This window comes from Actinacidiphila sp. bgisy145, from assembly GCF_057708125.1.
The window spans coordinates 66,648-90,843 of sequence record NZ_JBYIRL010000012.1 but is presented as its reverse complement, the minus strand read 5'-3'; the positions used below and the strand labels follow the sequence as shown (position 1 = coordinate 90,843).

Here is a 24,196-nt window from a genome sequence, read left to right as displayed (position 1 = left end):
CCGGCGCCACCACCCACCCCGGCGGGACAGGGCCCCCCTGGCACCTGGGAGAGTGGGGGGATGAGCGGGACGCGGGACAAGCAGGTGGTGGTGGTCGGCGGCGGGATCTCCGGGCTGACCGCGGCGCTGGAGCTGGCGAAGGGCGGGGCGCGGGTCACCCTGCTGGAAGCCGCGCAGCGCCTCGGCGGGAAGCTGCACGCGGACGAGATCGCGGGCGCGCCGGTGGACCTGGGGGCGGAGTCGCTCCTGGCCAGGCGGCCGGAGGCGGTCGAGCTGGCGCGTGAGGTGGGGCTCGGGGACGACCTCCAGCCGCCCGCCGTGGGCGGCGCGGCGCTGTGGACGCGCGGCCGGCTGCGGGCGCTGCCCAAGGGCCATGTGATGGGCGTGCCCGGCGACCTGGCGCCGCTGGCCGCCTCCGGGGTGCTGTCGACGGCGGGACTGGCCCGCCTCCCGCTGGACCATGTGCTGCCCCGCACGGAGATCGGCGAGGACACGGCGGTGGGCACCTTCGTGGCGGCGCGGCTGGGCCACGAGGTGGTGGACCGGCTGGTGGAGCCGCTGCTCGGCGGTGTCTACGCGGGCGACTCGTACCAGATCTCGCTGCGTGCCGCGGTGCCGCAGCTCTTCGCCGCCGCCCGCGACCACCGCTCGCTGATCGAGGCGGCCCGCGGCATCCAGCGCAAGGCGGCCGCGGGCAGCGGCGGCGGCCCGGTCTTCAACGGCATCCGCGGCGGGATCGGCCGGCTGCCGCTCGCGGTGGCGGACGCCTGCCGCGCCGCCGGGGTGCGGATCGAGACCGGCACCGCCGTACGGGAGCTGCGGCGCACCGGCCCGCACGGCTGGCGGGTCGGCCTCGCCGGCCGTGAGCTGACCGCCGACGCGGTGGTCGTCGCGGCGCCCGCGCCGGCCGCCGCCGCGCTGCTGGCGGCGGAGGCGCCCGTGGCCGCCGCCGAGCTGTCCGCGGTGGAGTACGCGAGCATGGCGCTGGTCACCATGGCCTTCCGCCGCCGGGACGCGCTCCAACTCCCGCTCAGCAGCGGCTTCCTGGTGCCGCCGGTGGACGGCCGGACGATCAAGGCGGCCACCTTCTCCAGCCGCAAGTGGGGCTGGCTCGACAAGGCCGGCGACGACGTGTTCGTGCTGCGCACCTCCGTCGGGCGGCACGGCGAGACCGCAGACCTGGCCTGGGACGACACCGACCTGGTGCGGCTGTCCCGGGACGACCTGGGGGAGGCGGTCGGCCTGCGGGCCGCGCCGGTCGCCGCCCGGGTCACCCGCTGGGACGGCGGGCTGCCGCAGTACGCCGTCGGGCACCTGGACCGGATGCGGCGGGTGCGGGAGGACACCGCGAAGCTGCCGGGCCTGGCGCTGTGCGGCGCGGTGTACGACGGCGTCGGCATCCCCGCCTGCGTCGCCGGCGGCCGCCGGGCCGCCGCCGCGATCCTGGCCACCCTGGTGCCGAACGGCGCGGGCGGCGCGGGAGAATAGCCGTATGACCGACTCGACCGCCGACCGCGCCCCCCTCGACTCCGCCGCTGCCGCCGACTCCGCGCACGCCCGGCCCGCCAACGCGGGCAAGAAGGCCAAGGACCTCAACGAGGTCATCCGCTACACGCTCTGGTCGGTCTTCCGGCTCAAGGACGTGCTGCCGGCCGACCGCACCGGGTACGCGGACGAGGTGGAGGAGCTGTTCGCGCAGCTCGCCGCGAAGGACGTCACCGTGCGCGGCACGTACGACCTGTCCGGCCTGCGCGCCGACGCCGATCTGATGATCTGGTGGCACGCGGAGACCGCGGAGGCGCTCCAGGACGCCTACAACCTCTTCCGCCGTACGAGGTTCGGGCGCACGCTCGCCCCGGTGTGGTCCAACATGGCGCTGCACCGGCCCGCCGAGTTCAACAAGTCGCACGTCCCGGCGTTCCTCGCCGACGAGGAGGCCCGCGCGTACATCAGCGTGTACCCCTTCGTCCGCTCCTACGACTGGTACCTGCTGCCCGACGAGGACCGCCGCAGGATGCTCGCCGACCACGGCAAGATGGCGCGCGGCTACCCGGACGTGCGGGCCAACACCGTGGCGTCCTTCTCGCTCGGCGACTACGAGTGGATTCTCGCGTTCGAGGCGGACGAGCTGCACCGGATCGTGGACCTCATGCGGCACCTGCGCGGTTCCGAGGCGCGGCTGCACGTCCGGGAAGAGGTTCCCTTCTACACCGGCCGGCGCCGCCCCGTCGCCGAGCTCATCGCCGGGCTCGCCTGACGAAGTGCGGCTCGCCGCGTGCTTGCCCCGGGGCGACCCGAGCATATTCAGGGGCGCGTGGGGGCACCTCCCAGGCGAAGCTCTGGGGGAGAACTGCGCGGCAAGCCACCGCGGACCGCAAGGTCCCGCAGCCCGCAGAACGGGGCACTCTGGAGGGTCCCGCTAGCTCCGGAGCGCCGGATGATCCGCGATGACCGTGGCGGAGTCGGGGGCGACCTCGGTGAAGCCGGCGTCGCGGACCAGGGGCAGCCCGGAGTCGGTGAGGGTCTTCCACTGCGCCGGGGCGGCCGTGCGGACGGCGAGCGGGAACCCCGCCTGCCGCCACGCGCGGCGCTCCTCCGCGGACAGCGCCCACCAGGCGAGTTGGGCGCCGTGGCCGGCCTGGGCCATCGCCTTGCCCGCGGACATCGTGAGGTCCGGTGCCATCCACAGCACCGGTTCGGCCGGGTCCGTGGGCGCGGGCGGCTCGGGGTCGTCGAGCTCGGTGCCGGAGACCTGGAGCCGGGCGAGGTCCTTCGGCCAGCCGTCGAGCGGGATCGGCGGGAAGACCCGGACTTCGGCGTGCTCGCCGGTGACGGTGATGCCCGGCAGCGCCTCCGCCCGGTGCCACTCGGCGCGGCGGGCGCGCCGTACGACCTTGCGGATGCGCGCGTCCTGCCAGGCGGTGACCGCCTGCGTCCACACGCCGTCCTCGGCGGTCGCCCGCTCGTCGGACAGCAGCGTCAGCACGGCGCGGGCCGCGGTCTGGAGGGCGTCGGTGCGGGCCGGGGGCGCGTCGCGCTCGATCCGGACCACCAGGGGCAGGACGTACTGGGGCGCGGCGTCACGGTCGTCGGCCTCGTGCGGGAAAGGGCTGCTCACTTCGCCAGTCTGCCACCGGCTCACAGGGCCGCGGCCAGTTCGGCGGCGGTGATCTGCACCTCGTGGGTGCCGTGGTGCCCGCAGGCGAACGCGCCCGAGACGGCGCCGGCCCGCGCGCACTGGTCGAGGTCGCCGCCGTCGAACAGGGTGTGCAGGAAGGCGGTGACATAGGCGTCGCCCGCGCCGTTGCTGTCCACCACCGGCCGCTCGGGCCGCACTGCGGGGAAGTGCCGTACCAGATCGGGCCGTTCCCGCTGGAGGACGTACGACCCGTCGGCGCCGTCGGTGGCCACCGCGAGCCGGGCCCGGCCGCGGGCGACGATGTCCCGCAGCACGTCGGGGGCCCGCTCCTTGACGGTGGCGGCGCTCATGAAGACGTAGTCGGCGCCGTACGCCCAGGGGTGGGCCGACGGGTCGGCGCCGTCCCAGACGTGGATGTCGGTCGAGACCGGCACCCCGCGCTGCCGGCACACCTCGAACAGCTCGCGGTTGACGTGGGAGCGGGAGAGGTGGACGTGGTCGGCGCGGTCCAGGTGGGGGCCGCAGAAGGCGAGCGGCATCAGCAGGTCGGCGGGGTGCCGGCCGTCGAAGAAGGAGAACCTGCGGCCCTCCCGGTCGACGAGGTTGACGCTGCGCGGGGTGCCCTCGGGCGCGGGCAGGTGGTCGAAGTCCAGGCCCACCGAGGCGTACCGGTCGAGGATCAGCCGGCCGGGCACGTCGTCGCCGAGGAAGTCGACGAACTTGGTGCGGCGGCCCAGGGCGTGGAAGCCCAGGGCGACGCCGTTGCCGGTGTGGGCGACGTAGTCGCGGACCGGCGGCACCGACACCGAGTCGCTGCCGGGGATCTTCAGTTCGTCGACCCGGACGATGGTGTCGACGCCGCAGCCGCCGACCACCAGCACCTCGTACCGCTCGTCGGCGTCCGCCCGGCTGCTGCCGGCTCCGCTGTGCTCCACCACGGCCCATCCCCCCGGTTCGGTGTGTGGGCGATCACCTTACCGGAGGCCTGACGGGACGCGGTCAGCTGCTCGCGGGGGCCAGCCGCAGCGAGACCGAGTTGATGCAGTACCGCTGGTCGGTGGGCGTGGGGTACCCCTCGCCCTCGAAGACGTGGCCGAGGTGCGAGCCGCAGGTGGCGCAGCGCACCTCCACCCGCACCATGCCCAGCGACCGGTCCTCGATCAGCTCGACCGCGTCGGTGGCGGCCGGGTCGTAGAAGGACGGCCAGCCGCAGTGCGACTCGAACTTCGTGTCCGACCGGAACAGCTCCGCGCCGCAGGCCCGGCAGGAGTAGACGCCCTCGGTCTTGGTGTCGGTGTACTCACCGGTGAACGGGCGCTCGGTGCCGGCCTGGCGCAGCACCGCGTACTCCTGCGGGGACAGCTCGGCGCGCCACTGCTCCTCGGTCTTGTCGACCGGGTAGTTGCGTGCGTCCTGCGACATGCGAACCTCCTCAGACGGGCCTTCGACCGGGCTCAGTCGGCGAGCCGGGCGAGGATCAGGGGGCCGAGCTCCGTCACGTCACCCGCCCCCATGGTGAGAACGAGGTCACCGGGCTTCGCCATTCCCGCCACCCGCTCCACCGCCGCGTCCGCGCCGTGCACCGCGGTGACGTCGGCGCCCGCGGCCTCGGCCGCCGACACGATCAGCTCGCTGGTGATCCCGGGCAGCGGGTCCTCGCGGGCGGGGTAGATGTCCAGCACCAGCGAGGCGTCCGCCAGCGCGAGCGCGCCGCCCATCTCGGTGCCCAGCTCCCTGGTCCGGCTGAACAGGTGCGGCTGGAAGACCACCAGCACCCGGCCGCCGTCGGTGGCCTGGCGGATCGCGGTCAGGTCGGCGGCCATCTCCGTCGGGTGGTGGGCGTAGGAGTCGATCACCTGGACGCCGGCCGCCTCGCCCTTGAGCTGGAGCCGGCGCTTGACGCCGGTGTACTTCGCCAGCGCGGAGGCCAGGTTGCGGGCCGGGGCGCCGGCGGCGATGCCCGCGGCGAGGGCCGCGACCGCGTTGTGCGCGTAGTGGCTGCCGGGCACCGACACCGTGAAGGTGAGCATGCGGCCGTCGAGCAGCACGCTGACCTCGCTGGTCAGGCCGCGCGGGTTGATCCGGGTGATCCGCACGTCGGCGCCCTCGGCCTCGCCGACGGTGACGATGTTCAGGCCGCCGAGGTCTCGGACCCGGCTGGTGAGCTCGACCGCGCCGGGCTGGTCGGCGGAGACCACCAGGGTGCCGCCGGGCCGCACCCTGCCGACGAACTCCTCGAAGGACTCGTAGACCTCCTCCAGGGAGGCGTAGTTGGCGTGGTGGTCCAGTTCCACGTTGAGCACCACCGCGACCTGCGGGGCGTAGCGGTGGAAGCTGCGGTCGGACTCGTCGGCCTCGGCGACGAAGATCTCCCCGCCGCCGTGGTGCGCGTTGGACCCCGGCGCGTCCAGGTCGCCGCCGATCGCGTAGGACGGGTCCAGGCCCAGCGCGGTCAGCGCCACCGCGAGCATCGAGGTGGTGGTGGTCTTGCCGTGGGTGCCCGCCACCGCGATCGGGGTGGTGCCGGCCATCAGCGCGGCCAGCGCGTCGCTGCGGTGCACCACCGGCAGCCCTCGTTCCCGGGCCGCGGCCAGCTCCGGGTTCTGCGCCCGGATCGCGCTGGAGACCACGACCGCCGACGCGTCCGGCGCCAGGTGCGCCGCGTCGTGCCCGAGGTGCACGGTGGCGCCGAGCGCGCGCAGCGCCTGCGCGGTCTCGGAGTCCTTCGCGTCGCTGCCGGCCACCCGCGCCCCGCGCTGGGCGAGGATCTTCGCGATCCCCGACATCCCGGCGCCGCCGATGCCGATGAAGTGCGGTCGGTCCAGGTCGGGGGGTACGGGCGGGCCGGACGGGCTCATGCGCGGGTCTCCAGGGTGGATCGTGGGTGTGCCGGAGCCCCGATCGTGGCACATGTGCGACGCGGTTTTCTCGACGGGCGCACCCGCCGGCTCAGTCGTGCTGCGCGAAGAGCTTCAGCACGGGCACGCCCACCTTGTGCCGGGCCCGGGAGGTCCAGTCGCGGTGGAAGAACTCCTCCACGAAGTGCGGCGCGGTCAGCACCACCACCTCGTCGGCCCCGGACTGCTCCACCACGGCCTTGAGCTTGTCCAGCGGGTGGCTCTGCACCACCTCGCCCTCGGCCGGGGCGCCGGTGGCCCGCAGCGCCTCCAGGGAGTGCGCGAGGGCGAGTTCGGCGGGCTGGTAGGCGGCCTGGCCCTCCGGGATCTCGTTCTCCCGGGCGGCGTCGTCGAGGTAGCCGAGCGCCACGTCGTCCACGGCACGCAGCAGGCGGTCCTGGTCGCCGCGCGGCTGCATGAGCACGACGAAGGAGACCTGCTCGTCGCCGTGGAGCGTGGTGACCAGCTCCACATCGGCCGAGGCGAGCGGCTTCTCGATCATGAGTACGGTCGTGAACACGGGACGCGTCCTTCTCTCTCGCGAGCGAGGCCCCGATCTTCGCCGGGCACCGGTTCCATTGTCCCCACGCCACGCGAAGCGGAACGATCGAATCCGCTTTTTTCGGCCGCAGGTCCCCCGGGAGAGTGCCTTATGCCGTGACCTGCGCCTCCGCCGGCTTGACGCCGAGTTGTTCGAGCCGGCGCCGTTCGACGTACCGGGTGAACAGGAAGCCGTCCTCCTCCAGGACCGACACCGGCGCGAAGCGGGTCGGGGTGTCCTGGCCGGGCCCGTTCATGATCCGCGGCGCGCCGCCGCCGACGGTCAGCGGCGCCAGCGTCAGGCACAGCTCGTCCACCACCCCGGCCGCCGTGAACTGCGCCAGCACCCGCGGGCCGCCCTCGTGCAGCAGCCGGGTCAGGCCCAGCGCCGCCAGCTCCCGCACCGCGCGCACCGGGTCCACCCCGGCGCCCTCGCCCGCGGTCACCACCCGCGCCCCCGCCGCCTGCGCGGCCGCCAGCGCCTTCGGGTCCGCGCCGGTGCCGGTGAGCACCAGCGTCGGGGTGAGCGCGGCGGTGAACAGCGGCGCCGAGAAGTCCAGGTCCAGCCGGCGGCTGAGCACGGCGATGGCCGGGGCGGGGGTCTGGCCGTCGGCCGCGCGGCGCTCGGCGAACGACGGGCGGGCCTTGCCCGGGCGGTACCCCTCCTGCCGGACGGTCTCGGCCCCGACCACGACCACGTCGGCCAGCGCCCGCAGGGTGCCGAAGATCCGCATGTCGGCGGCGGAGGACAGCGGCGCCGAGGCGCCGTCGTGGGTCGCGGCGCCGTCGAGCGAGGCGACCATGTTCGCCCGGAGGTAGGGGCCCGCCTCCCGCGGCGGGTACGCGTAGGCGTCGGCCAGGTCCACCGCGGGCGCGGCGGCCGGCCCCGGCAGGGGGAGCGGGGGGAACAGTTGCTGCATTTCCGCAGTCTCCCACCAGGCCGGGCAGGGCGCCCCCTGCCCCTTGGGCGCCCTGCCACCGGCCCGCGGCGCCCCCGCAGTGCCCCGCGGCACCCCCGCGGCACCCCCGTGGTACGCCCCACCCACCCGCGGGGGGTGCGCCCGGCGGAGAGTAAGGTGGGATGCCGTGCAAGCAGATGTCGCCGCAGGAATAACCGCACCGGTCGTGCTCGCGGAGCGTGACCCGCGCGTCGACACCCAGCGGCTGCTCGCCGAGTTGGTGCCGCCGCCGCGGTTCGACGCGGTGCGCTTCTCCAGCTACGTCCCGGACCGGGACCAGCCCAGCCAGGCCCGCGCCGTGCGCGCCCTGGAGCAGTTCGCCGCCGGGCTCGGCACGCCCGCGGCCGGCACCGGCCGCCGCAGGTGGTTCCGCGGCAAGGCGCCCGAGCAGCCCCCGGCGCCCACCGGCGTCTACCTCGACGGCGGCTACGGCGTCGGCAAGACCCACCTGCTCGCCTCGCTGTGGCACGCCACCGACGCACCGCCCGCGCAGAAAGCGTTCGGCACCTTCGTGGAGCTGACCAACCTCGTGGGCGCGCTCGGCTTCCGCACGGCGGTCGACGCGCTCAGCTCCCACCGGCTGGTCTGCATCGACGAGTTCGAGCTGGACGACCCCGGGGACACGGTGCTGGTCTCCACCCTGCTGTCCCGGCTCGCCGCCGCCGGGGTGCGCCTGGCGGCCACGTCCAACACGCTGCCCGGCAGGCTCGGGGAGGGACGTTTCGCCGCCGCCGACTTCATGCGGGAGATCCAGGGCCTGTCCGCGCAGTTCACGTCCCTGCGGATCGACGGGGAGGACTACCGGCACCGCGGGCTGCCGCAGGCGCCGCAGCCCTACGGCGACGAGCAGGTCACCGCGGCAGCCGTCCGCACCCCCGGCGCCGCGCTCGACGACTTCGAGCCGCTCGCCGCGCACCTCGCGCAGGTGCATCCCAGCAGGTACGGCGCCCTCGTCGACGGGGTCGACGCGGTCTTCCTGCGCGGGGTGCGGCAGGTCACCGACCAGGCGGCCGCGCTGCGCCTGGTCGTCCTCGCCGACCGGCTCTACGACCGCGAGGTGCCCGTCATGGCCTCCGGGGTGCCCTTCGACCAGCTCTTCTCCCCGGAGATGCTCAGCGGCGGCTACCGCAAGAAGTACTTCCGCGCGGTGTCCCGCCTCACCTCCCTGGCCCGCGACTCCTCCCGCCTGGCCTGATCCCGCCCCGCCTGATTCCCACCCCGCCTGGTCCCCCGCGGCCCGAGCACGGGCGGACCCGAGGAGAACAGGGGAGGATCGGGGGATGGCGGAGAAGCTGAGTGCGAGGCTGCGGGTCGAGGCGCGCGGCGGCGCGGTGGACCTGGCGGCGTACGACCCGCGGGGGACGCCGGGCGGGCCGAAGGGCAAGGCGGCGGGGCTGGCCGGGATTCAGGAGATGCGCGCGCGGCTCGCGGAACTCCAGGAGCGGCTGTTCGCGCAGAGCGCGGTGGGCGGGGACCCGCGCCGGGTGCTGGTGGTCCTCCAGGGGATGGACACCTCGGGCAAGGGCGGCACCGTCAAGCACGTGGTGTCCGGGCTGAACCCGGCGGGCCTTCGGGTGCGGGCGTTCAAGGCCCCGACCGCGCAGGAGCGGCGGCACGACTTCCTGTGGCGGGTGCGGCGGGCGCTGCCGCAGGCGGGGGAGATCGGGGTCTTCGACCGGTCGCACTACGAGGACGTGCTGATCGTCCGGGTCCACGACCTGGTGCCCCGCTCGGTGTGGAGCCGCCGCTACGCGGCCATCAACCGGTTCGAGCAGTCCCTCGCGGAGAGCGGGGTGAGCCTGCTGAAGGTGTTCTTGCACATCAGCCCCGAGGAGCAGCGCGCACGGCTGCTGGCGCGGCTCGAACGCCCGGACAAGCACTGGAAGTTCAGCCCGGACGACGTCTTTGAGCGGGAGCGCTGGCCGGCGTACCGGGAGGCGTACGAGGCGGTGCTCGCGCGGTGCTCGACCGAGGCCGCGCCCTGGTACGTGGTGCCGGCGGACCGCAAGTGGTACCGGAACTGGGCGGTCAGCCGACTGCTGCTGGAGCACCTGGAGCAGCTCCGCCCGGCCTACCCGCAGCCGGATCTCGACGTGGCGAAGTACCGCAGGCTGCTGCTCGCCACCTGAGCCGTCCCCGCATCTGCCGGAACCGGCTGAGCCGCCTCAGCCGGAGCAGGCGGTGCGCTGGGCCTCCTGCCAGGCGCAGACCGGGCAGAGGGTCGCGCCCTTGGTGCTGTTGGGGTACTCGGTGGGCTCCCCGCACAGCACGCAGTCGGCACGGGGCTCGGCGGCAGGTTCGGCGGCTGCCTCGGCCGTCTCTGCGGGGACCTGCGGGGAATCGCTCACGGCTCCACCGTAGCCTGCGCGGGCCCGGTGTCGTGGGCGCGCAGGACGGCCGCCCCGCGCGGGGGGAGTTGGACGGCCGGGCCGGGCAGGGTGCGGCAGGCGGGGCGGGCCAGCAGCACCTCGCAGGGCGTGTTGAGGGGGATGCGCGCGGGGGCGTCGGAGAAGTTCACCAGCACCCGGAAGGGGCCGCGGGCGATCCGCAGGGTGCGCCCGCCCGCGGTGGCCGTCACCGTGTCCAGCCGGGGCGAGGCCAGCTCGGGTTCGGCCCGCCGCAGGGCGATCAGGGCCCGGTACCACTCCAGCAGTTCGCGGTGCCCGGGCTTGCCGGCCTCGGCCCAGTCCAGGCAGGAGCGGTCGCGGGTGGCCGGGTCCTGCGGGTCGGGCACGTCCTCCTCGGCCCAGCCGTGCGCGGCGAACTCCCGCCGCCGCCCCCGGGTGATGGCCGCGGCCAGCTCCGGGTCGCCGTGGTCGGTGAAGAACTGCCAGGGCGTGGTGGCGCCCCACTCCTCGCCCATGAACAGCATCGGGGTGAACGGCGAGGTGAGCACCAGCGCGGCGGCGGTGCCGAGCTGCTCGGGGGTGAGCCGGTCGCCGGTGGCGCGGTTGCCGACCTGGTCGTGGGTCTGGGCGTAGCCGAGCAGGCGGTGCGCGGGCGCCGTCGCCGGGTCCAGCGGGCGGCCGTGGTGGCGGCCGCGGAAGGACGACCAGGTGCCGTCGTGGAAGAAGCCGTGGGTGAGGACCTTGGCGAGCGCGGCGGGGCCGGCGGCGGCGAAGTCGGCGTAGTAGCCCTGGGCCTCGCCGGTGACCGCGGTGTGCAGGGCGTGGTGGAAGTCGTCGTTCCACTGCGCGTGCAGCCCCAGGCCGCCGGCCTCGCGCGGCGCGGTGGTGCGCGGGTCGTTGAGGTCGGACTCGGCGATCAGGAACAGCGGGCGGCCCAGCGCCGCCGACAGCCCGTCCACGGCGGTGGACAGCTCCTCCAGGAAGTGCAGCGCGCGGGTGTCGACCAGCGCGTGCACCGCGTCCAGCCGCAGGCCGTCCAGCCGGTAGTCGCGCAGCCAGGCCAGCGCGCTGCCGATCAGGAAGTCCCGCACCTCGTCCGAGCCGGGCGCGTCGAGGTTGACCGCGTCGCCCCAGGGCGTGTGGTGCCGGTCGGTGAAGTACGGCCCGTACGGGGGCAGGTGGTTGCCCGACGGGCCGAGGTGGTTGTGCACCACGTCCAGGACGACGCCCAGGCCGTGGCAGTGGGCCGCGTCGACAAAGCGCTTCATCGCCTCGGGGCCGCCGTACGGCTCGTGCACCGCCCACAGCGAGACGCCCTCGTATCCCCAGCCGTTGGTGCCGGGGAACGGGCAGACCGGCATCAGCTCGACATGGGTGATGCCGAGCCTGGCCAGGTGGGGCAGCCGTTCGGCCGCGGCGTCGAAGGTGCCCTCGGGGGTGAAGGTGCCGACGTGCAGCTCGTAGAGCACCGCGCCCGGCAGGCCACGGCCCGGCCACGGCGAACTCCATCGGAAGGCGCCGTGGTCGACCACCGCGCTGGGGCCGTCCGGCCCGTCGGGCTGGCGGCGGGCGCGCGGGTCGGGCAGCGGCGGCCCGCCGTCGAGCCGGTAGGCGTAGCGGGTGCCGGGCCCGGCCGGGGCGTCCACCCGCCACCAGCCGGCGCGCGCGGGGTCGGGCCCCATCCCGTACGGCTGCCCGTCGACCAGCGCCTCCACCTGGCGGGCGTTCGGCGCCCACACCTCGAACAGCACGCAACGGCTCCCGTCCGGCCCGGTCGTCCCGGCCCCGCGTCGTCGTCCGCCCGGCTCTGCCCGTCCGGCGGTCTTCCGGGCACATGCATGCCCGCCGGCGGTGGCGTCTAGACGAAATCCACCCGTTCCTGGGTGATCGGGTAGCCGGCGCGGGCGAAGGCGCGGGCCATCGGGAAGTTCGGCTGGTCGGTGGCCGCGGCGATCTCGGTCGCGCCGAGGTCCACCAGGTCCCGGCCGCACTCCGCCAGCAGGTCGTAGGCGTAGCCCCGCCCGCGCTGCTCGGGGACGACGGCGACGAAGCCGACGCAGTGCGTCCTGGTGTTGCGCGCCGGGACGTGCAGGCCGACGAGGTCGCCCTCGGGGGTGAAGGCGACCCGCCGCCAGTCGTCGGGGGAGGGCATCCAGGACAGGATGCCGAGCGTCTCGTCGAGCGCGGCGTCCAGGCCCTCCGCGTCGAGCGTGTGCCGGTCGTGGGCGTCGAGCGTGCCGGACATGGTCCGGGCCATCACCGCGCGGAAGGCGGCGTCGTCCGGTTCGGGCCGGTACACCAGCCGGCCGGTGCGGGCGGGCAGCGGCCGGTCGGCGGCGGTCCAGGTGTAGCGGTAGCGTTCCACGAGACGGTGCATCCCGGCGGCCTCCAGTGCCTCGGCGCGGGCGTCGTACGCGGCCCGCAGCGCGGGGTGCTCGCGCCAGCCGGGCGGCAGCAGCAGGCTGTGCTCGGCCCTCAGCCGCGCGGCCCGCAGCAGGGCGACCGCGGCCTCCTGCTCGCCGTCGGCGACGTCGAACCAGTCGAGCGCCACCGGCGCGGTGTCGTCGGGCTGCGCCCACCACGCGGCGCGGGCCACCGGGGTGCCGTCGCGCAGCGCGACCCACGACCACTCCGGGCGGTACGGGCCGCCCGCGTCCAGCAGGGCGAAGTCCTCCCCGAGCAGGGCGCGGCCGAGCCGGTCCGCGACGGGGAGTGAGGTGAACAGGGCGGACTCGCCCGCGGTGAGCGGGCGGAGTACCAGATCAGACATGTGCGTCCTTCGGGAGTCAGCGGTGCGCTCCCGAAGAGGTCACGGACGTCCGGCGGACGGGCGGGAGCGCGGGTTGGTGGTCCTCGACATCGCTCTCGCCTCCTCTTCCTGGTCCTGGCCGGACGTGTCCGCGAAGCCTAGCCCGCCCGCGCCCGCGGCCGCCATCGCTTTTCCCGGCCGGGCCGGGCCGGCCGACCGGGGCCGCGCGAGGTCCCGTGACCCGCGGCCCCGGGCGGTGTCCCGGGGCCGGCGGATCGGCGGGCGGGGGATCGGCGGGTGGGGGATCAGCGGGCCATCAGCTCGCGCAGGGCGGCGGCCACCTCCGCGGGGGCCTGCTCCGCCATGAAGTGCCCCCAGCCGACGGTGGCGTGCACCAGGTCGTCCGCCCACGCGCGCCACAGCGCCCGGGCGTCGTAGCCGAGCGCGGCGCCCCAGTCCTGCTGGAGGACGGCGACCGGCATCCGCAGCCGGTTGCCCGCGTCGCGGTCGGCCTGGTCGTGGGTGACGTCGATGCCGGCCGAGGCGCGGTAGTCCGCGACGATCGACGGGACCGCGGCGCGGCAGGCGGCCAGGTACGCGGCGCGCACCTCGGCCGGGATCGCGGCGGGGTCGGCGGCCCAGGCGTCCAGGAAGTGCCCGAAGAACGCGTCCGGCGCGCCCCCGATCAACTGCTCGGGCAGTCCCGGCGGCTGCGCCATCAGGTACAGGTGGAAGCCGACCGCCGCCGAGGTGCCGTGCATCGCGGCCCACATGTCCAGCGTCGGCAGGACGTCCAGGCACGCCAGATGGGTGACCGCGTCCGGGTGGTCCAGCCCGGCCCGGAACGCGACCAGGGCGCCCCGGTCGTGCCCGGCCAGCGCGAACCGCTCGTGGCCCAGCGCCCGGGCGAGCGCCACGGTGTCGGCGGCCATGGTGCGCTTGGCGTACGCGGTCCCGTCGGGGTCGGCGGGCTTGTCGCTGGCGCCGTAGCCGCGCAGGTCCGGGCAGATGACGGTGTGGTCCGCGGCGAGGTCGGCGGCGACGTGCCGCCACATCAGGTGCGTCTGCGGGAAGCCGTGCAGCAGCACGACGGGACGGCCGGCGCCCCCGACCGCGACGTTCAGGGTGACCCCGTCGGCGACCTTCACGCGCCGCTGCTCGAAGTCCGGGATGCTCGGTGCCATGGTGCCCTGCTCTCAGTGGGTCGTCCGGGTGATACCTCGAGCCTCCCGCGCCCCGATCAGCAGCCGATCAGCAACCGGTCCTGCGGCAATCCGCCCCGCCCGCTCCCGCCCCGCCCGGCTCCGTCCCGCCCGGCCCCCGCGCCGCCGTCACCCGGCGGCGGCCCGCGCGAGCGCCCACTCCTCGTACTCCCGCTCGGACGTCTCCCGCCGCATCCGGGCCGCCTCCTCCACGTCCTCGCCGACCAGGTGCCGCAGCCGGTCCGCGGGCTCCTCGGCCGCGGCGGCGACCGCCTCGGCCACCGCCTCCGGTGTCGCCACGCCGGTGGGGACGCCCTCCTGGTAGCGCGCCACGGCCTGCCGCACATAGCCGGCGTACGCGGGCGGCACGGGCACGGTGCGGGACGCCTCCTCGGTGTTCCGGACGAAACCGGTGCCCGGCACCAGGCCGGGTTCGACGAGCTTGACGGTGACGCCGCGCACGGCCAGCTCGTGGCGCAGGGACTCGGTGAAGCCCTCGACGGCGAACTTGGTCGCGGAGTACAGCGACATGAGCGGTTCGGGCGCGATGCCGGCGCCGGAGGACACGTTGACCACCCGGCCGCCGCCCTGCGCCGCGAAGTGCGGCAGCACCGCCCGGGTCACCCGCATCACGCCGAAGACGTTCGTCTCGAACAGGTCCCGCACGGCGGTCATCGGGGTGGCCTCGAAGACCGAGAGCAGCCCGGCGCCCGCGTTGTTGACCAGGCAGTCGATGCGGCCGAACCGCTCGGCGGCCCGTTCGACGGCGGCGCCCACCGATTCCTCGTCGCGTACGTCCATGGGCAGGAGCAGCAGGTTGCCGGCCGGGTCCGGGCGGTCCGCGGCGCCGGGGCGCCGTGCCGTGGCGGCCACGTTCCAGCCGCGGGCCAGGAACGCCGCCACCGTCGCCTTGCCGAGACCGGACGCGCCGCCGGTCACCAGAACCGTCCTGGGGTGATGTCGATCAGTCATGTCTCCAGGATGGAAAGCAGACGGCGGACTGTCTATCATCAATAGTCCGCCAATGATGAGCGATCGTCCGAGAGGAGTGGGCGTCCGGGATGGCTGATCCGCTGACCGACCTGATCCGCCTCATCCGGCCGCACGCCGTGCTGCGCAAGCGGATCGAGGGCACCGGCCGCTGGGCGGTCCGCTTCCCCGCGGGCGACGACATCACCTTCGGCACGGTGACCCGCGGCAGCTGCCTGCTCCTCGGCGCCGGACCCCGACTCGCGCTCGCCGAGGGCGACTTCCTGCTGATCTGCGCGCCGCCGGACGGCTTCACCTTCGCCGCCGACCCCGACACCCCGGCCGCGGACGGCGACGCGCTGCTGGAGCGTTCCCCCGACCACGCGGTGACCGTCGGCGACGGTACGGGCGAGCCCTGCCGGCTGACCGGCGGCCACTTCCTGACCGACCCGGCCAACGCCCACCTGCTGCGCGCCCTGATGCCCGGCCGCGTCCACCTGCGGGGCGCGGAGCCCGGCACCCGCCGGATCGCGCAACTCCTCGACCTGATCGGCGACGAGGCGGCCGCCGACCGGCCCGGCGCGGGCTACGTCCTGCCGCGCCTGGTCGAGATCATGCTCGTGGAGGCGCTGCGCGGCCACGGCGCCGCGGACACCGGCGGCCGCCCCCGGGACGTGCCGCCGGGCCTGCTCGGCGGGCTCGCCGACCCACCGGTCGCCGCCGCGCTGCACGCGCTGCACGCCGACGTCCGCCGGCCGTGGACGGTGGCCGCGCTGGCGGCGGTGGCCCGCATGTCGCGCTCGGTGTTCGCCGAGCGGTTCGCCGCCCGGGTCGGCACCACCCCGATGGAGTACCTGCTCGCCTGGCGGATGGCGCTGGCCAAGGACGCGCTGGGCCGCGGCGGGCAGACGCTCGACGCGATCGCCCACGGCGTCGGCTACGGGTCGGCGAGCGCCTTCAGCAACGCCTTCCGCCGCACCACCGGGGTGGCGCCGGGCCGCTATGCGGCGGGGCGGGGGTTCGCGGCGGGAGAAGGCGGGGCGGGGACGTAGCGTGGGGGGATGGCGGAGGTGGAGTTCGGGGTGCTCGGGGCCGTCGTGGCGGAGCGGGGCGGGGCGCGGGTAGGGCTGCGGGGGCCGCGGCACACGGCGGTGGTCGCGCGGCTGCTGGTGGCGCGGCGGCGGGTGGTGCCGGTGCGTCAGCTGGTCGCGGACCTGTGGGAGGAGGAGCCGCCGCAGGGGGCGGTGGGGGCCGTGCAGACGTTCGTGGCCGCGCTGCGCAAGGCGCTGGAGCCCGAGCGGCCGCCGCGGGCCCCGGCGCGGCTGCTGGTCACGGAAGGACCCGGGTACGCGCTGCGGGCGCGGCCGGACGCGGTGGACGCCTGGCGGTTCGAGGCGGCGCTGACGGCCGCCGCCGAGCTGCCGCCCGGCCCGGCGCTGGAACGGCTGGAGGGGGCACTCGGCCTGTGGCGCGGCCCGGCGTACGCGGAGTTCGCCGGTGCCCGCTGGGCGGACACCGAACGCGCCCGGCTGGCCGAACTGCGGCTCCAGGGCGAGGAGCGCAGGGCCGCGGCCCGGCTCGCGCTGGGCCGCGCCGAACAGGCCGTACCCGACCTGGACGCGCACCTCGCCGACCACCCCTGGCGGGAGGAGGCGTGGCGGCTGCTGGCGCTGGCGCTGTACCGCTCCGGCCGCCAGGCCGACGCGCTGGCGGTGCTCCGCCGGGCCCGGGAGACCCTGGCCGGGCGGCTGGGCCTGGACCCCGGGGCGCGGCTGCGCCGCCTGGAGGCGGACATCCTGGCGCAGGACCCGCACCTGGACCTGCCGACGGACGCCGGGCTGACGAATGCCGGGCCGACGAATGCCGGGCCGACGGATGCGCCCGCCACCGCCGCCGACCTGCTGTGGCGGGAGGCGGCCGCGGCCTACGACCGCACGGTGGGCGGCGGCGCCCGGGCCCGGTTGGAGTCGGCCGTCGGCCTGATCCGCAACCTCGCGGTGACCGGGGGCGGCGGCCTGGAGGCCGCCCGGCGGCACCGGCTCGCGGCGATCACCGCGGCGGAGGAACTCGGCGACCCCGAGCTGACCACGCGCGTCATCGGCGGCTACGACGTCCCCGCGGTCTGGCCGCGCGGCGACGACCCGCAGGCCGCCGCGCGGATCGTCGCCGCGGCCGAACGGACCCTCGCCGCGCTGCCGCCGGCCGCCGCGTACGACGCCGCGCGCTGCCGGCTGCTCGCGACCGTCGCGGTGGAGACGCGCGGCACCCGCTCCCCGCGCGGCCCCCAGGCGGCGCGCGCGGCCGAGGAGATCGCCCGACGGCTGGACGACCCCGCGCTGCTCGCGTACGCGCTCAACGGCGTCTTCATGCAGTCCTGCGCCCGGGCCGGCCGCGCGCCGCGCCGGGACGAGGTCGGCGCGGAACTGGCGGCGCTCGCCGCCCGGCACGACCTGCCCACCTTCGAGGTGCTCGGGCACCTGATCCGGATGCAGGCCCGCGCGGCGCTCGCCGACCTCGCCGCCGCCGACGCGCACGCCGCCGCGGCCGACCGCCTGGCCGAGCGGCACGAACTGCCGCTCGTCGGGGTCTTCACCGGGTGGTACGCGGCGCTGCGGCTCGCCGCCGCCGGACGCTCCGGACCGGCCGAGGCCGCCTACCGGGCCGCCGACGCCCGCCTGGAAGGCGCGGGCATGCCGGGGGTGCGGCGCGGCCTGCTGCCGCTGGCGCTGCTGTGCCTGCGCCTGTCGGGCGGGGACGGCAGCGGGCTCGGCGCCGGGGCGGTCGCGGCCGCCGCGGAAGGGGCGGACCCCGGCGCGGACTGGGGCCCGTACCGCCCCTGGGCCGAACCCTTCCTCCTGCTGCGCGCCGGCGACCGCCCCGCCGCCCGCCAGGCGCTGGCCGCGCTGCCCGAACCACCGGCCGACCTCACGTACGAGGCCCTGTGCTGCCTCCAGGCCGCCCTCGCCGCCGAACTCCGCGACCCGCCCGCCCTGCGCCAGGCCCGCGCCCGCCTCCTCCCGGCCGCCGCGGAACTCGCGGGCGCGGCCACCGGCATGTTCACCGCCGGCCCCGTCCGCGCCTACCTGACCGCGATCACCGCGGCCCTGCCTTAGGCCGTCTCCGACGCATCCCGCCCCGGCCGGGTCCGGCGCGCACGCCCTCTCCCTGCCTCCGGCGGGGGCGCCCCCAGCGTTGCCGGTCGCCGGCGCAGCCTGTTCCCCCAGCGCCCTGCGCCTTGCGATTGGGGGCACCGCCCATGCCGCAGGCTTGGGGAGTACCAGGCCCCGTCGGCCCCGCCGCTTGGGCGGGGAGGCGTCGTTTGTCCGGCACAGCCCGGTTCCTTGACGCCCTCGCGGTACCTAGGGTGGTCGGGGAACGGCCGCGGGGCCGGGGCCGGCGCGCACGCCCTCCCCCCAGCGTTGCCGGTCGGGGGCGCAGCCTGTTCCCCCAGCGCCCTGCGCCTTGCGATTGGGGGCACCGCCCATGCCGCAGGCTTGGGGAGTACCAGGCCCCGTCGGCCCCGCCGCTCGGGCGGGGAGGCGTCGTTTGTCCGGTACGGCCCGGTTCCTTGACGTCGGGGCGGTACCTAAGGTGGTCGGGGAACGGCCGCGGGGCCGGGGCCGGGCGAGGGAGGGGTGCGTCATCGACCGGGTGGAAGTCAACGGTGCCGAAGCGGACGCGGAGGATCTGAGGGTGCTCGCGCGGGCCACCTACGCGCACTTCTCCTCGATGCAGGCGCGGGACCGGGCGGTCCGCGGACTGGATCTGCACCTGAAGCGGTTGGACGGCAGTACGCGGGAGCTGTTCGGAACGGGACTGGACGCCGACCGGGTGCGCTCCTGCGTGCGGCACGCGCTCCGTGACCGCCCGGACGGGGCGACGGTCCGGGTGACCGTCTTCAGCCGCCACCACGAGGCCGTGGTGCGCGGCGAGGACGTGGAGCCGGACGTGGCCGTGGCGATGAGCGCGCCTCTTCCGGCGCGGACCTCACCGGTGCGGCTGCGGACGGTGGCGTACGAGCGGGACCTGCCCCACGTCAAGCACGCCGGGACGTTCGGGCTCGTCCGCCACCGGCGCCAGGCGGTGCGCGCCGGGTACGACGACGCGCTGTTCACCGATCGCCACGGCCGCGTCAGCGAAGCGTCGATCTCGAACATCGGCTTCTTCGACGGCGAGCGGGTCGTCTGGCCCGAGGCCGCCGTACTGCCGGGCATCACGATGCAACTGCTCCAGCGCGGGCTGGCGGCCAAGGGCATCCCGTCCGGCCGGCGGGAGATCCACCGTCGCGAGCTGGGAGCCTGGGCGTCCGGCACCCCCGCCCTCGCGGCCTTCCTCACGAACTCGATCTCGCCTGCCGTCCCGGTCGCGGGCATCGACGAGGCGGCGTTGACCGTCGATCCCGAGGTGACGAACCTGCTCGTGGACTGCTACGGGACGAACCCCTGGCAGACCGTCTGAACGCTGCGGGTGCGCGTCCGCCGGGGGCACGCGGGTGGGCGGGTCATGCGTCGCGGGTGAGGAGGGCTGCCGGGGCGGCGGCGAGGAGGGCGGCGAGGGGGACCGCGCCTGCGTGGACGGCGCCGCCGAGGAGGTCGCGCCAGCGGCCCGGGGGGAGGGGGAGAGCGGTGCCGCGCCAGCCGCCGGACTCGGCCAGCCGCGCGGACAGGCGGGTCACCACGGTCAGCGCGCCGCCGCCGCGGAGGAAGGCGACGCAGTGCTCGGCGGCGGGGCCCTCGGCGTACAGGGGGGCGTAGGCGGCGTGCGGGCCGTACCACTCGGGGTGGTCGCGGCGCAGCCGCAGGGCGACGGCGGTCAGCCGCGGCTTGGCCCCCTCGGACGCGCCGGGCGCGGGTGCGGCCAGGGGCTCGCGGTTGTCGGGGTCGACAAGGGTGAACACCGGGTACTCGGTGCCCTGGTAGAGGTCGGGCACGCCGGGCATCGTGAGGTGCAGCAGGGCCGCGCCCAGCGTGTTCGCCTCCGCGTACGGTGCCAGGGCGGCGGCGAAGGCGGCCACGTCCGGCTGTCGCGCGCCGCAGGGGCCCTGCCGGGCGAAGTCGGCGACCGCCGCCTCGTAGTCCGCGTCCTGCTCGGTCCAGGTGGTGCGCAGGCCCGCCTCGCGTACGGCCTTCAGGGCGGCGGGCACCAGCCGCTCGGGGGTGCAGGAGGCGCCGAGCCCGACCGCGGTCTGGTACAGGGTGTACTCGGTGTGCCGGTCCGGCGCGGCGGGGCCCGCCCCGGCGGTCAGCCACTCCCGCCAGGCGCCGGGCCGCTCGGACAGCACGGCGAGCCGCAGCCGCAGATCGGCGCTGCGCTTGGTGTCGTGCGTGGACAGCACGGTGCCGGTGGCCGGCCAGGTGCGCTGCCGCTGCCGGCAGGAGGCGTGGAACTCGGCGGGGGAGACGGCCGGCGCCCCGGGGTCGCGGCCGACCTCGCACAGCGGCAGCAGCGGCCCGTAGCGGTAGAACGCGGCGTCCTCCACGGACTTGGCGTGCAGCGCGGAGGCGACCTGCGGGAAGCGGACCGCGACGTCGTCGGCGTCCGGGCCGGGCGCACAGCCGGCGGCGGCGGGCCGCCCCAGCGCGAGGTCGCGGAGCAGGGCGAGCGCGGGGGCCAGCCGCGGGCCGGCCTCCTCCGCCGCCTGCCGCGCGGCGGCGGTGAGCAGGGCGACGTCCGTGCCCGCGGGTTCGGCTCCGGGCAGGACGTACGTGCGGTAGACCGGGACGCGCACCAGCAGTTCGCGCAGCGCCTCCGCGAGCACCTCGGGCGCGTACGCCGACGGGTAAGACGGGTAAGGGGTGTCCTCCCGGCACGCAGGGCTTACCGCGGAGCCTGCGTCCCCGCGCACGCCGGAGCGTGCGTAAGGGGCGTCTTCCTGGTGCGCAGGGCTTACCGGCTGCCCGGCGCGGCGGGCGCGGTCCGCGCTCCGCGCCAGCCGGGCGACCTCCGCGGCCAGGTCCCGGCCCACCACCCGGTGGGCGGCCCGCCGCACCGTCGCCTCCCACCGGCCGCCCTCGTCGTCGGGCACCCCGGTGAACTCCCGGTAGAAGTCCGCCAGCTGCGCGGCCCCGTCCGGGTCGGTGAACAGCCCGTCGATCCGGTCGAGCGCGTCGTACCCGGTGGTGCCCGCGCACGCCCATCCCCGCGGCAGCTCCTCGCCGCGCTGGAGGATCTTCTCCACCACCGTCCAGCGGCCCCCGCTCGCGGCCGCCAACTGCCGCAGGTAGCCCGCCGGGTCGGCCAGCCCGTCCGGGTGGTCGATCCGCAGGCCGTCGGCGACGCCCTCCCGCAGCAGCCGCAGCACCGTCGCGTGGGTCGCCTCGAACACCTCCGGCCGCTCCACGCGGACCGCGATCAGGTCGGAGATGGTGAAGAAGCGGCGGTAGTTGAGGTCGGTGCGGGCCGTGCGCCAGTACGCGAGCTCGTAGTGCTGGGCGGCCACCAGCTCGGGCAGCGGCAGGTCCTCGGTGCCGGGCCGCAGCGGGAACCGGTGCTCGTAGTACGCCAGCACCCGGCCGCCGCCGGACCCGGACCCCGGGTCCGACCGTTCGGCGCGCTTGTCGGCCACCACCGCGAGCGCGCCCAGCACGTCCGGCAGCGGCTCGCCCAGCACCGGCAGCAGCACCCGCCCGCCCCGCGCGGCCCAGTCGATGTCGAACCAGTCCGCGTACCGAGAGCCGGGCCCGTCCCGCAGCACCTCCCACAGCGGGCCGTTGAGGTGCTCCGGCGCCGGGACGGCCATGTGGTTGGGCACCACGTCCAGCACCAGCCCCAGGCCGTGCGCCCGGGCCCGCGCGGACAGCTCCCGCAGCCCCTGCTCGCCGCCCAGCTCGGCCCGTACCCGCGTGTGGTCCACCACGTCGTAGCCGTGCGTCGAGCCGGGTACCGCCTCCAGCACCGGTGACAGGTGCAGATGGGTGACCCCGAGCGCGGCCAGGTACGGGACCCGGGCCGCCGCGTCGGCGAAGGTGAAGCCCGGTTGCAGCTGGAGCCGGTAGGTCGAGGCGGGGACCGCCGGGTCCGCGCCGGGCGGGGCGGGAGCCGCTGAAGGAGCCGGGGAAGCCGTCATATGGTCTTCTTTACCCCGGATCTGACCGGATCTGCCCGGGACACCCCGCCCCGGCGTGCCCGCCCCGGCCCCGGCGTGCCGCGCCCGCCCCCACCGCGCCCCGCCCCGGCCCGCCGCGCCCGCATCACCTGTCCGGGTCAGTCCGCCGGCCGCTGGAGCACCACGATGCTGCGGTCGGCCAGCAGCAGCCGGTCCCCGGCCGCGACCCGCTCGCCGGCGCCCGGCGGCACCCCGTCCGGCCGCTCGGTGTCGACCACGAGCTGCCACTCCTTGCCGTGGTTGACCGGCAGCACGAACTCCAGGGCGCGCGGGGCGGCGTTGAACAGCAGCAGGAACGAGTCGTCGGTGATCGGCTCCCCGCGCGGGCCCGGCTCGGAGATCGCGTTGCCGTTGAGGAAGACCACCAGCGACCTGGCGTGCGCCGCCTGCCAGTCCAGCTGCGTCATCTCCCGCCCGTCCGGGGTGAACCAGGCGATGTCCGACAGCTCGTCATGGGTGCCCTGCACCGGGCGGCCGTGGAAGAAGCGGCGGCGCCGGAAGACCGGGTGGTCGCGGCGCAGCCACACCATCGTCTTCACGAACTCGTGCAGCTTCAGCGCGTCGTTGTCCGCCTGGCCGCCGCCGGGCTTGCCGGGCCAGGCGATCCACGCCAGTTCGTTGTCCTGGCAGTACACGTTGTTGTTGCCGCGCTGGGTGCGCCCGAACTCGTCGCCGTGGCTGAGCATCGGCACGCCCTGGGAGAGCATCAGGGTGGCCACGAAGTTCCGCATCTGGCGCAGCCGCAGCGCCTGCACCGCCCGGTCCTCGGTCGGCCCCTCGGCGCCGCAGTTCCAGGACCGGTTGTGGCTCTCGCCGTCCCGGTTGCCCTCGCCGTTGCCCTCGTTGTGCTTCTCGTCGTAGGAGACCAGGTCGCGCAGGGTGAAGCCGTCGTGGCAGGTGACGAAGTTGATCGAGGCGAGCGGGCGGCGGCCGTCGTCCTGGTAGAGGTCGGAGGAACCGGTCAGCCGGGAGCCGAACTCCGCCAGGGTGGCGCTCTCGCCGCGCCACAGGTCGCGCACGGTGTCGCGGAACTTGCCGTTCCACTCCGTCCACAGCGGCGGGAAGTTGCCGACCTGGTAGCCGCCCTCGCCGACGTCCCACGGCTCGGCGATCAGCTTCACCTGGGAGACCACCGGGTCCTGCTGCACCAGGTCGAAGAAGGACGAGAGCCGGTCCACCTCGTGGAACTGCCGGGCCAGCGTGGCCGCCAGGTCGAAGCGGAAGCCGTCGACGTGCATCTCCGTCACCCAGTAGCGCAGGCTGTCCATGATCAGCTGGAGCACGTGCGGGCTGCGCATCAGCAGGCTGTTGCCGGTGCCGGTGGTGTCCGTGTAGTAGCGCTTGTCGCCGCCGAGCCGGTAGTACGACGCGTTGTCCAGGCCGCGCAGCGACAGCGTGGGGCCCAGGTGGCTGCCCTCGGCGGTGTGGTTGTAGACCACGTCGAGGATCACCTCGATGCCCGCGCGGTGCAGCGCGCGCACCGCCGTCTTGAACTCCAGCACCTGCTGGCCGCGGTCGCCCAGCGAGGAGTAGCCGTTGTGCGGGGCGAAGAACCCGATGGTGTTGTAGCCCCAGTAGTTGGCGAGCCCGGCGTCGGCCAGCCGGTGGTCCTGGACGAACTGGTGCACCGGCATCAGTTCCAGCGTGGTGACGCCGAGTTCGACCAGGTGGCTGATGACCGACGGGTGCGCGAGCGCCGCGTAGGTGCCGCGGATCTCCTCCGGCAGCCCCGGGTGCGTCATCGTCAGGCCCTTGACGTGGGCCTCGTAGATGATCGTCTTGTGGTACTCAATGCGCGGCGGGCGGTCGTCGGCCCAGTCGAAGTACGGATTGACGACCACCGAGGACATCGTGTGCGCGGCGGAGTCCAGGTCGTTGCGGGAGTCGGGCTGGCCGAACCGGTAGCCGTAGACCGACTCGTCCCAGTCGATGCCGCCGCTCATCGCCTTCGCGTACGGGTCCAGCAGCAGCTTCGCGGCGTTGCAGCGGTGGCCGCGCGCCGGGTCGTACGGGCCGTGCACCCGGAAGCCGTAGCGCTGGCCGGGCATCACCCCGGGCAGGTACGCGTGCCGGACGAAGGCGTCCGCCTCGCGCAGCTCCACCGCGGTCTCGGTGCCGTCGTCGTGCAGGAGGCACAGTTCGATCCGCGTCGCCACCTCGGAGAAGACGGCGAAGTTGGTGCCCGCGCCGTCGTAGGTGGCGCCGAGCGGGTAGGAATGACCCGGCCAGACTTGCATGTGAGGACTCTTCCGCTCCGGGGAACCGGCCGCGCGGAGGGTGACCGCCCG

General features: G+C 75.6%; 20 protein-coding genes. 7 read left to right on the top strand and 13 right to left on the bottom strand.

Translation table 11 applies throughout. From position 1 onward, the window contains the following. Positions 1-60: 60 nt before the first annotated feature. Both hemG and hemQ read left to right on the top strand, forming a co-directional pair. Positions 61-1,488, top strand: coding sequence for a protoporphyrinogen oxidase (hemG, locus tag AC3ERT_RS13375; RefSeq protein ID WP_435129983.1), 1,428 nt, complete (start codon positions 61-63; stop codon positions 1,486-1,488). Positions 1,489-1,492: 4 nt separating this feature from the next. Then, positions 1,493-2,257: a hydrogen peroxide-dependent heme synthase gene (gene hemQ / locus AC3ERT_RS13370; RefSeq protein ID WP_435174158.1), complete on the top strand. Its 765-nt coding sequence runs from the start codon at positions 1,493-1,495 to the stop codon at positions 2,255-2,257. A gap of 162 nt (positions 2,258-2,419) precedes the next feature. Here the strand turns inward: hemQ and AC3ERT_RS13365 are convergent, their stop codons facing one another. From AC3ERT_RS13365 to AC3ERT_RS13340, 6 genes are all read right to left on the bottom strand, one after another. Then, positions 2,420-3,118, bottom strand: coding sequence for a peptidyl-tRNA hydrolase (locus AC3ERT_RS13365; RefSeq protein WP_435174156.1), 699 nt, complete (start codon positions 3,116-3,118; stop codon positions 2,420-2,422). Positions 3,119-3,138: 20 nt separating this feature from the next. After that, the gene (locus AC3ERT_RS13360; RefSeq protein WP_435174154.1) at positions 3,139-4,077 is read right to left on the bottom strand and encodes a carbohydrate kinase family protein; all 939 of its coding nucleotides are present in this window, start codon (positions 4,075-4,077) and stop codon (positions 3,139-3,141) included. 61 nt (positions 4,078-4,138) lie between these two features. Beyond that, entirely contained in the window at positions 4,139-4,561 is a 423-nt protein-coding gene (msrB, locus tag AC3ERT_RS13355; RefSeq protein ID WP_335983485.1) for a peptide-methionine (R)-S-oxide reductase MsrB, read from the bottom strand. Positions 4,562-4,593: 32 nt separating this feature from the next. Beyond that, positions 4,594-5,997: a UDP-N-acetylmuramate--L-alanine ligase gene (gene murC, locus AC3ERT_RS13350; RefSeq protein ID WP_435174153.1), complete on the bottom strand. Its 1,404-nt coding sequence runs from the start codon at positions 5,995-5,997 to the stop codon at positions 4,594-4,596. Between the two features lie 91 nt (positions 5,998-6,088). Next, the gene (locus tag AC3ERT_RS13345) at positions 6,089-6,556 is read right to left on the bottom strand and encodes an indole-3-glycerol phosphate synthase (protein WP_335983489.1); all 468 of its coding nucleotides are present in this window, start codon (positions 6,554-6,556) and stop codon (positions 6,089-6,091) included. A 130-nt stretch (positions 6,557-6,686) separates the two neighbouring features. Beyond that, positions 6,687-7,496: a pyrimidine reductase family protein gene (locus AC3ERT_RS13340; protein ID WP_435174151.1), complete on the bottom strand. Its 810-nt coding sequence runs from the start codon at positions 7,494-7,496 to the stop codon at positions 6,687-6,689. Between the two features lie 166 nt (positions 7,497-7,662). Between AC3ERT_RS13340 and zapE the strand changes: the two genes are divergently transcribed. Together zapE and AC3ERT_RS13330 are read left to right on the top strand one after the other, a co-directional pair. After that, a complete protein-coding gene (zapE, locus tag AC3ERT_RS13335; RefSeq protein WP_335983493.1) occupies positions 7,663-8,730 on the top strand; it encodes a cell division protein ZapE in 1,068 nt (355 codons plus the stop codon). Positions 8,731-8,815: 85 nt separating this feature from the next. Then, entirely contained in the window at positions 8,816-9,664 is an 849-nt protein-coding gene (locus tag AC3ERT_RS13330; RefSeq protein ID WP_435174150.1) for a polyphosphate kinase 2 family protein, read from the top strand. A 36-nt stretch (positions 9,665-9,700) separates the two neighbouring features. On the opposite strand, the gene AC3ERT_RS13325 is transcribed toward AC3ERT_RS13330, so the two are convergent. The 5 genes from AC3ERT_RS13325 to AC3ERT_RS13305 all read right to left on the bottom strand — a co-directional run bounded on the left by AC3ERT_RS13325 (position 9,701) and on the right by AC3ERT_RS13305 (position 14,806). After that, positions 9,701-9,883 carry a hypothetical protein gene (locus AC3ERT_RS13325; RefSeq protein WP_435129964.1) on the bottom strand — a complete coding sequence of 61 codons (183 nt, stop codon included), beginning with the start codon at positions 9,881-9,883 and terminating at the stop codon, positions 9,701-9,703. Continuing rightward, positions 9,880-11,634 (bottom strand): malto-oligosyltrehalose trehalohydrolase, encoded by a 1,755-nt coding sequence (gene treZ, locus AC3ERT_RS13320; RefSeq protein WP_435174149.1) that lies wholly within the window; start codon positions 11,632-11,634, stop codon positions 9,880-9,882. The genes AC3ERT_RS13325 and treZ overlap by 4 nt, the downstream gene beginning before the upstream one ends. Before the next feature lie 107 nt (positions 11,635-11,741). Next, positions 11,742-12,653: a GNAT family N-acetyltransferase gene (locus AC3ERT_RS13315; protein ID WP_435174147.1), complete on the bottom strand. Its 912-nt coding sequence runs from the start codon at positions 12,651-12,653 to the stop codon at positions 11,742-11,744. A 284-nt stretch (positions 12,654-12,937) separates the two neighbouring features. Then, positions 12,938-13,816 carry an alpha/beta fold hydrolase gene (locus AC3ERT_RS13310; RefSeq protein WP_435174145.1) on the bottom strand — a complete coding sequence of 293 codons (879 nt, stop codon included), beginning with the start codon at positions 13,814-13,816 and terminating at the stop codon, positions 12,938-12,940. A gap of 147 nt (positions 13,817-13,963) precedes the next feature. Then, on the bottom strand, positions 13,964-14,806 hold the full coding sequence (locus tag AC3ERT_RS13305) for an SDR family oxidoreductase (protein ID WP_435174143.1): 843 nt from the start codon (positions 14,804-14,806) through the stop codon (positions 13,964-13,966). An 89-nt stretch (positions 14,807-14,895) separates the two neighbouring features. Here AC3ERT_RS13305 and AC3ERT_RS13300 point away from each other — a divergent pair, with 89 nt between their 5' ends. The 3 genes from AC3ERT_RS13300 (at position 14,896) to AC3ERT_RS13290 (ending at position 19,261) form a co-directional block, all read left to right on the top strand. Next, entirely contained in the window at positions 14,896-15,855 is a 960-nt protein-coding gene (locus tag AC3ERT_RS13300; RefSeq protein ID WP_435174141.1) for an AraC family transcriptional regulator, read from the top strand. A gap of 9 nt (positions 15,856-15,864) precedes the next feature. Beyond that, positions 15,865-17,916 carry an AfsR/SARP family transcriptional regulator gene (locus AC3ERT_RS13295; RefSeq protein WP_435174139.1) on the top strand — a complete coding sequence of 684 codons (2,052 nt, stop codon included), beginning with the start codon at positions 15,865-15,867 and terminating at the stop codon, positions 17,914-17,916. A gap of 538 nt (positions 17,917-18,454) precedes the next feature. Next, entirely contained in the window at positions 18,455-19,261 is an 807-nt protein-coding gene (locus AC3ERT_RS13290; protein WP_435174137.1) for an aminotransferase class IV family protein, read from the top strand. 43 nt (positions 19,262-19,304) lie between these two features. On the opposite strand, the gene AC3ERT_RS13285 is transcribed toward AC3ERT_RS13290, so the two are convergent. Both AC3ERT_RS13285 and glgX read right to left on the bottom strand, forming a co-directional pair. Next, positions 19,305-21,869 carry an alpha-amylase family glycosyl hydrolase gene (locus tag AC3ERT_RS13285; protein ID WP_435174135.1) on the bottom strand — a complete coding sequence of 855 codons (2,565 nt, stop codon included), beginning with the start codon at positions 21,867-21,869 and terminating at the stop codon, positions 19,305-19,307. Between the two features lie 137 nt (positions 21,870-22,006). Further along, positions 22,007-24,145 (bottom strand): glycogen debranching protein GlgX, encoded by a 2,139-nt coding sequence (glgX, locus tag AC3ERT_RS13280; RefSeq protein ID WP_435174134.1) that lies wholly within the window; start codon positions 24,143-24,145, stop codon positions 22,007-22,009. Positions 24,146-24,196: the final 51 nt, after the last annotated feature.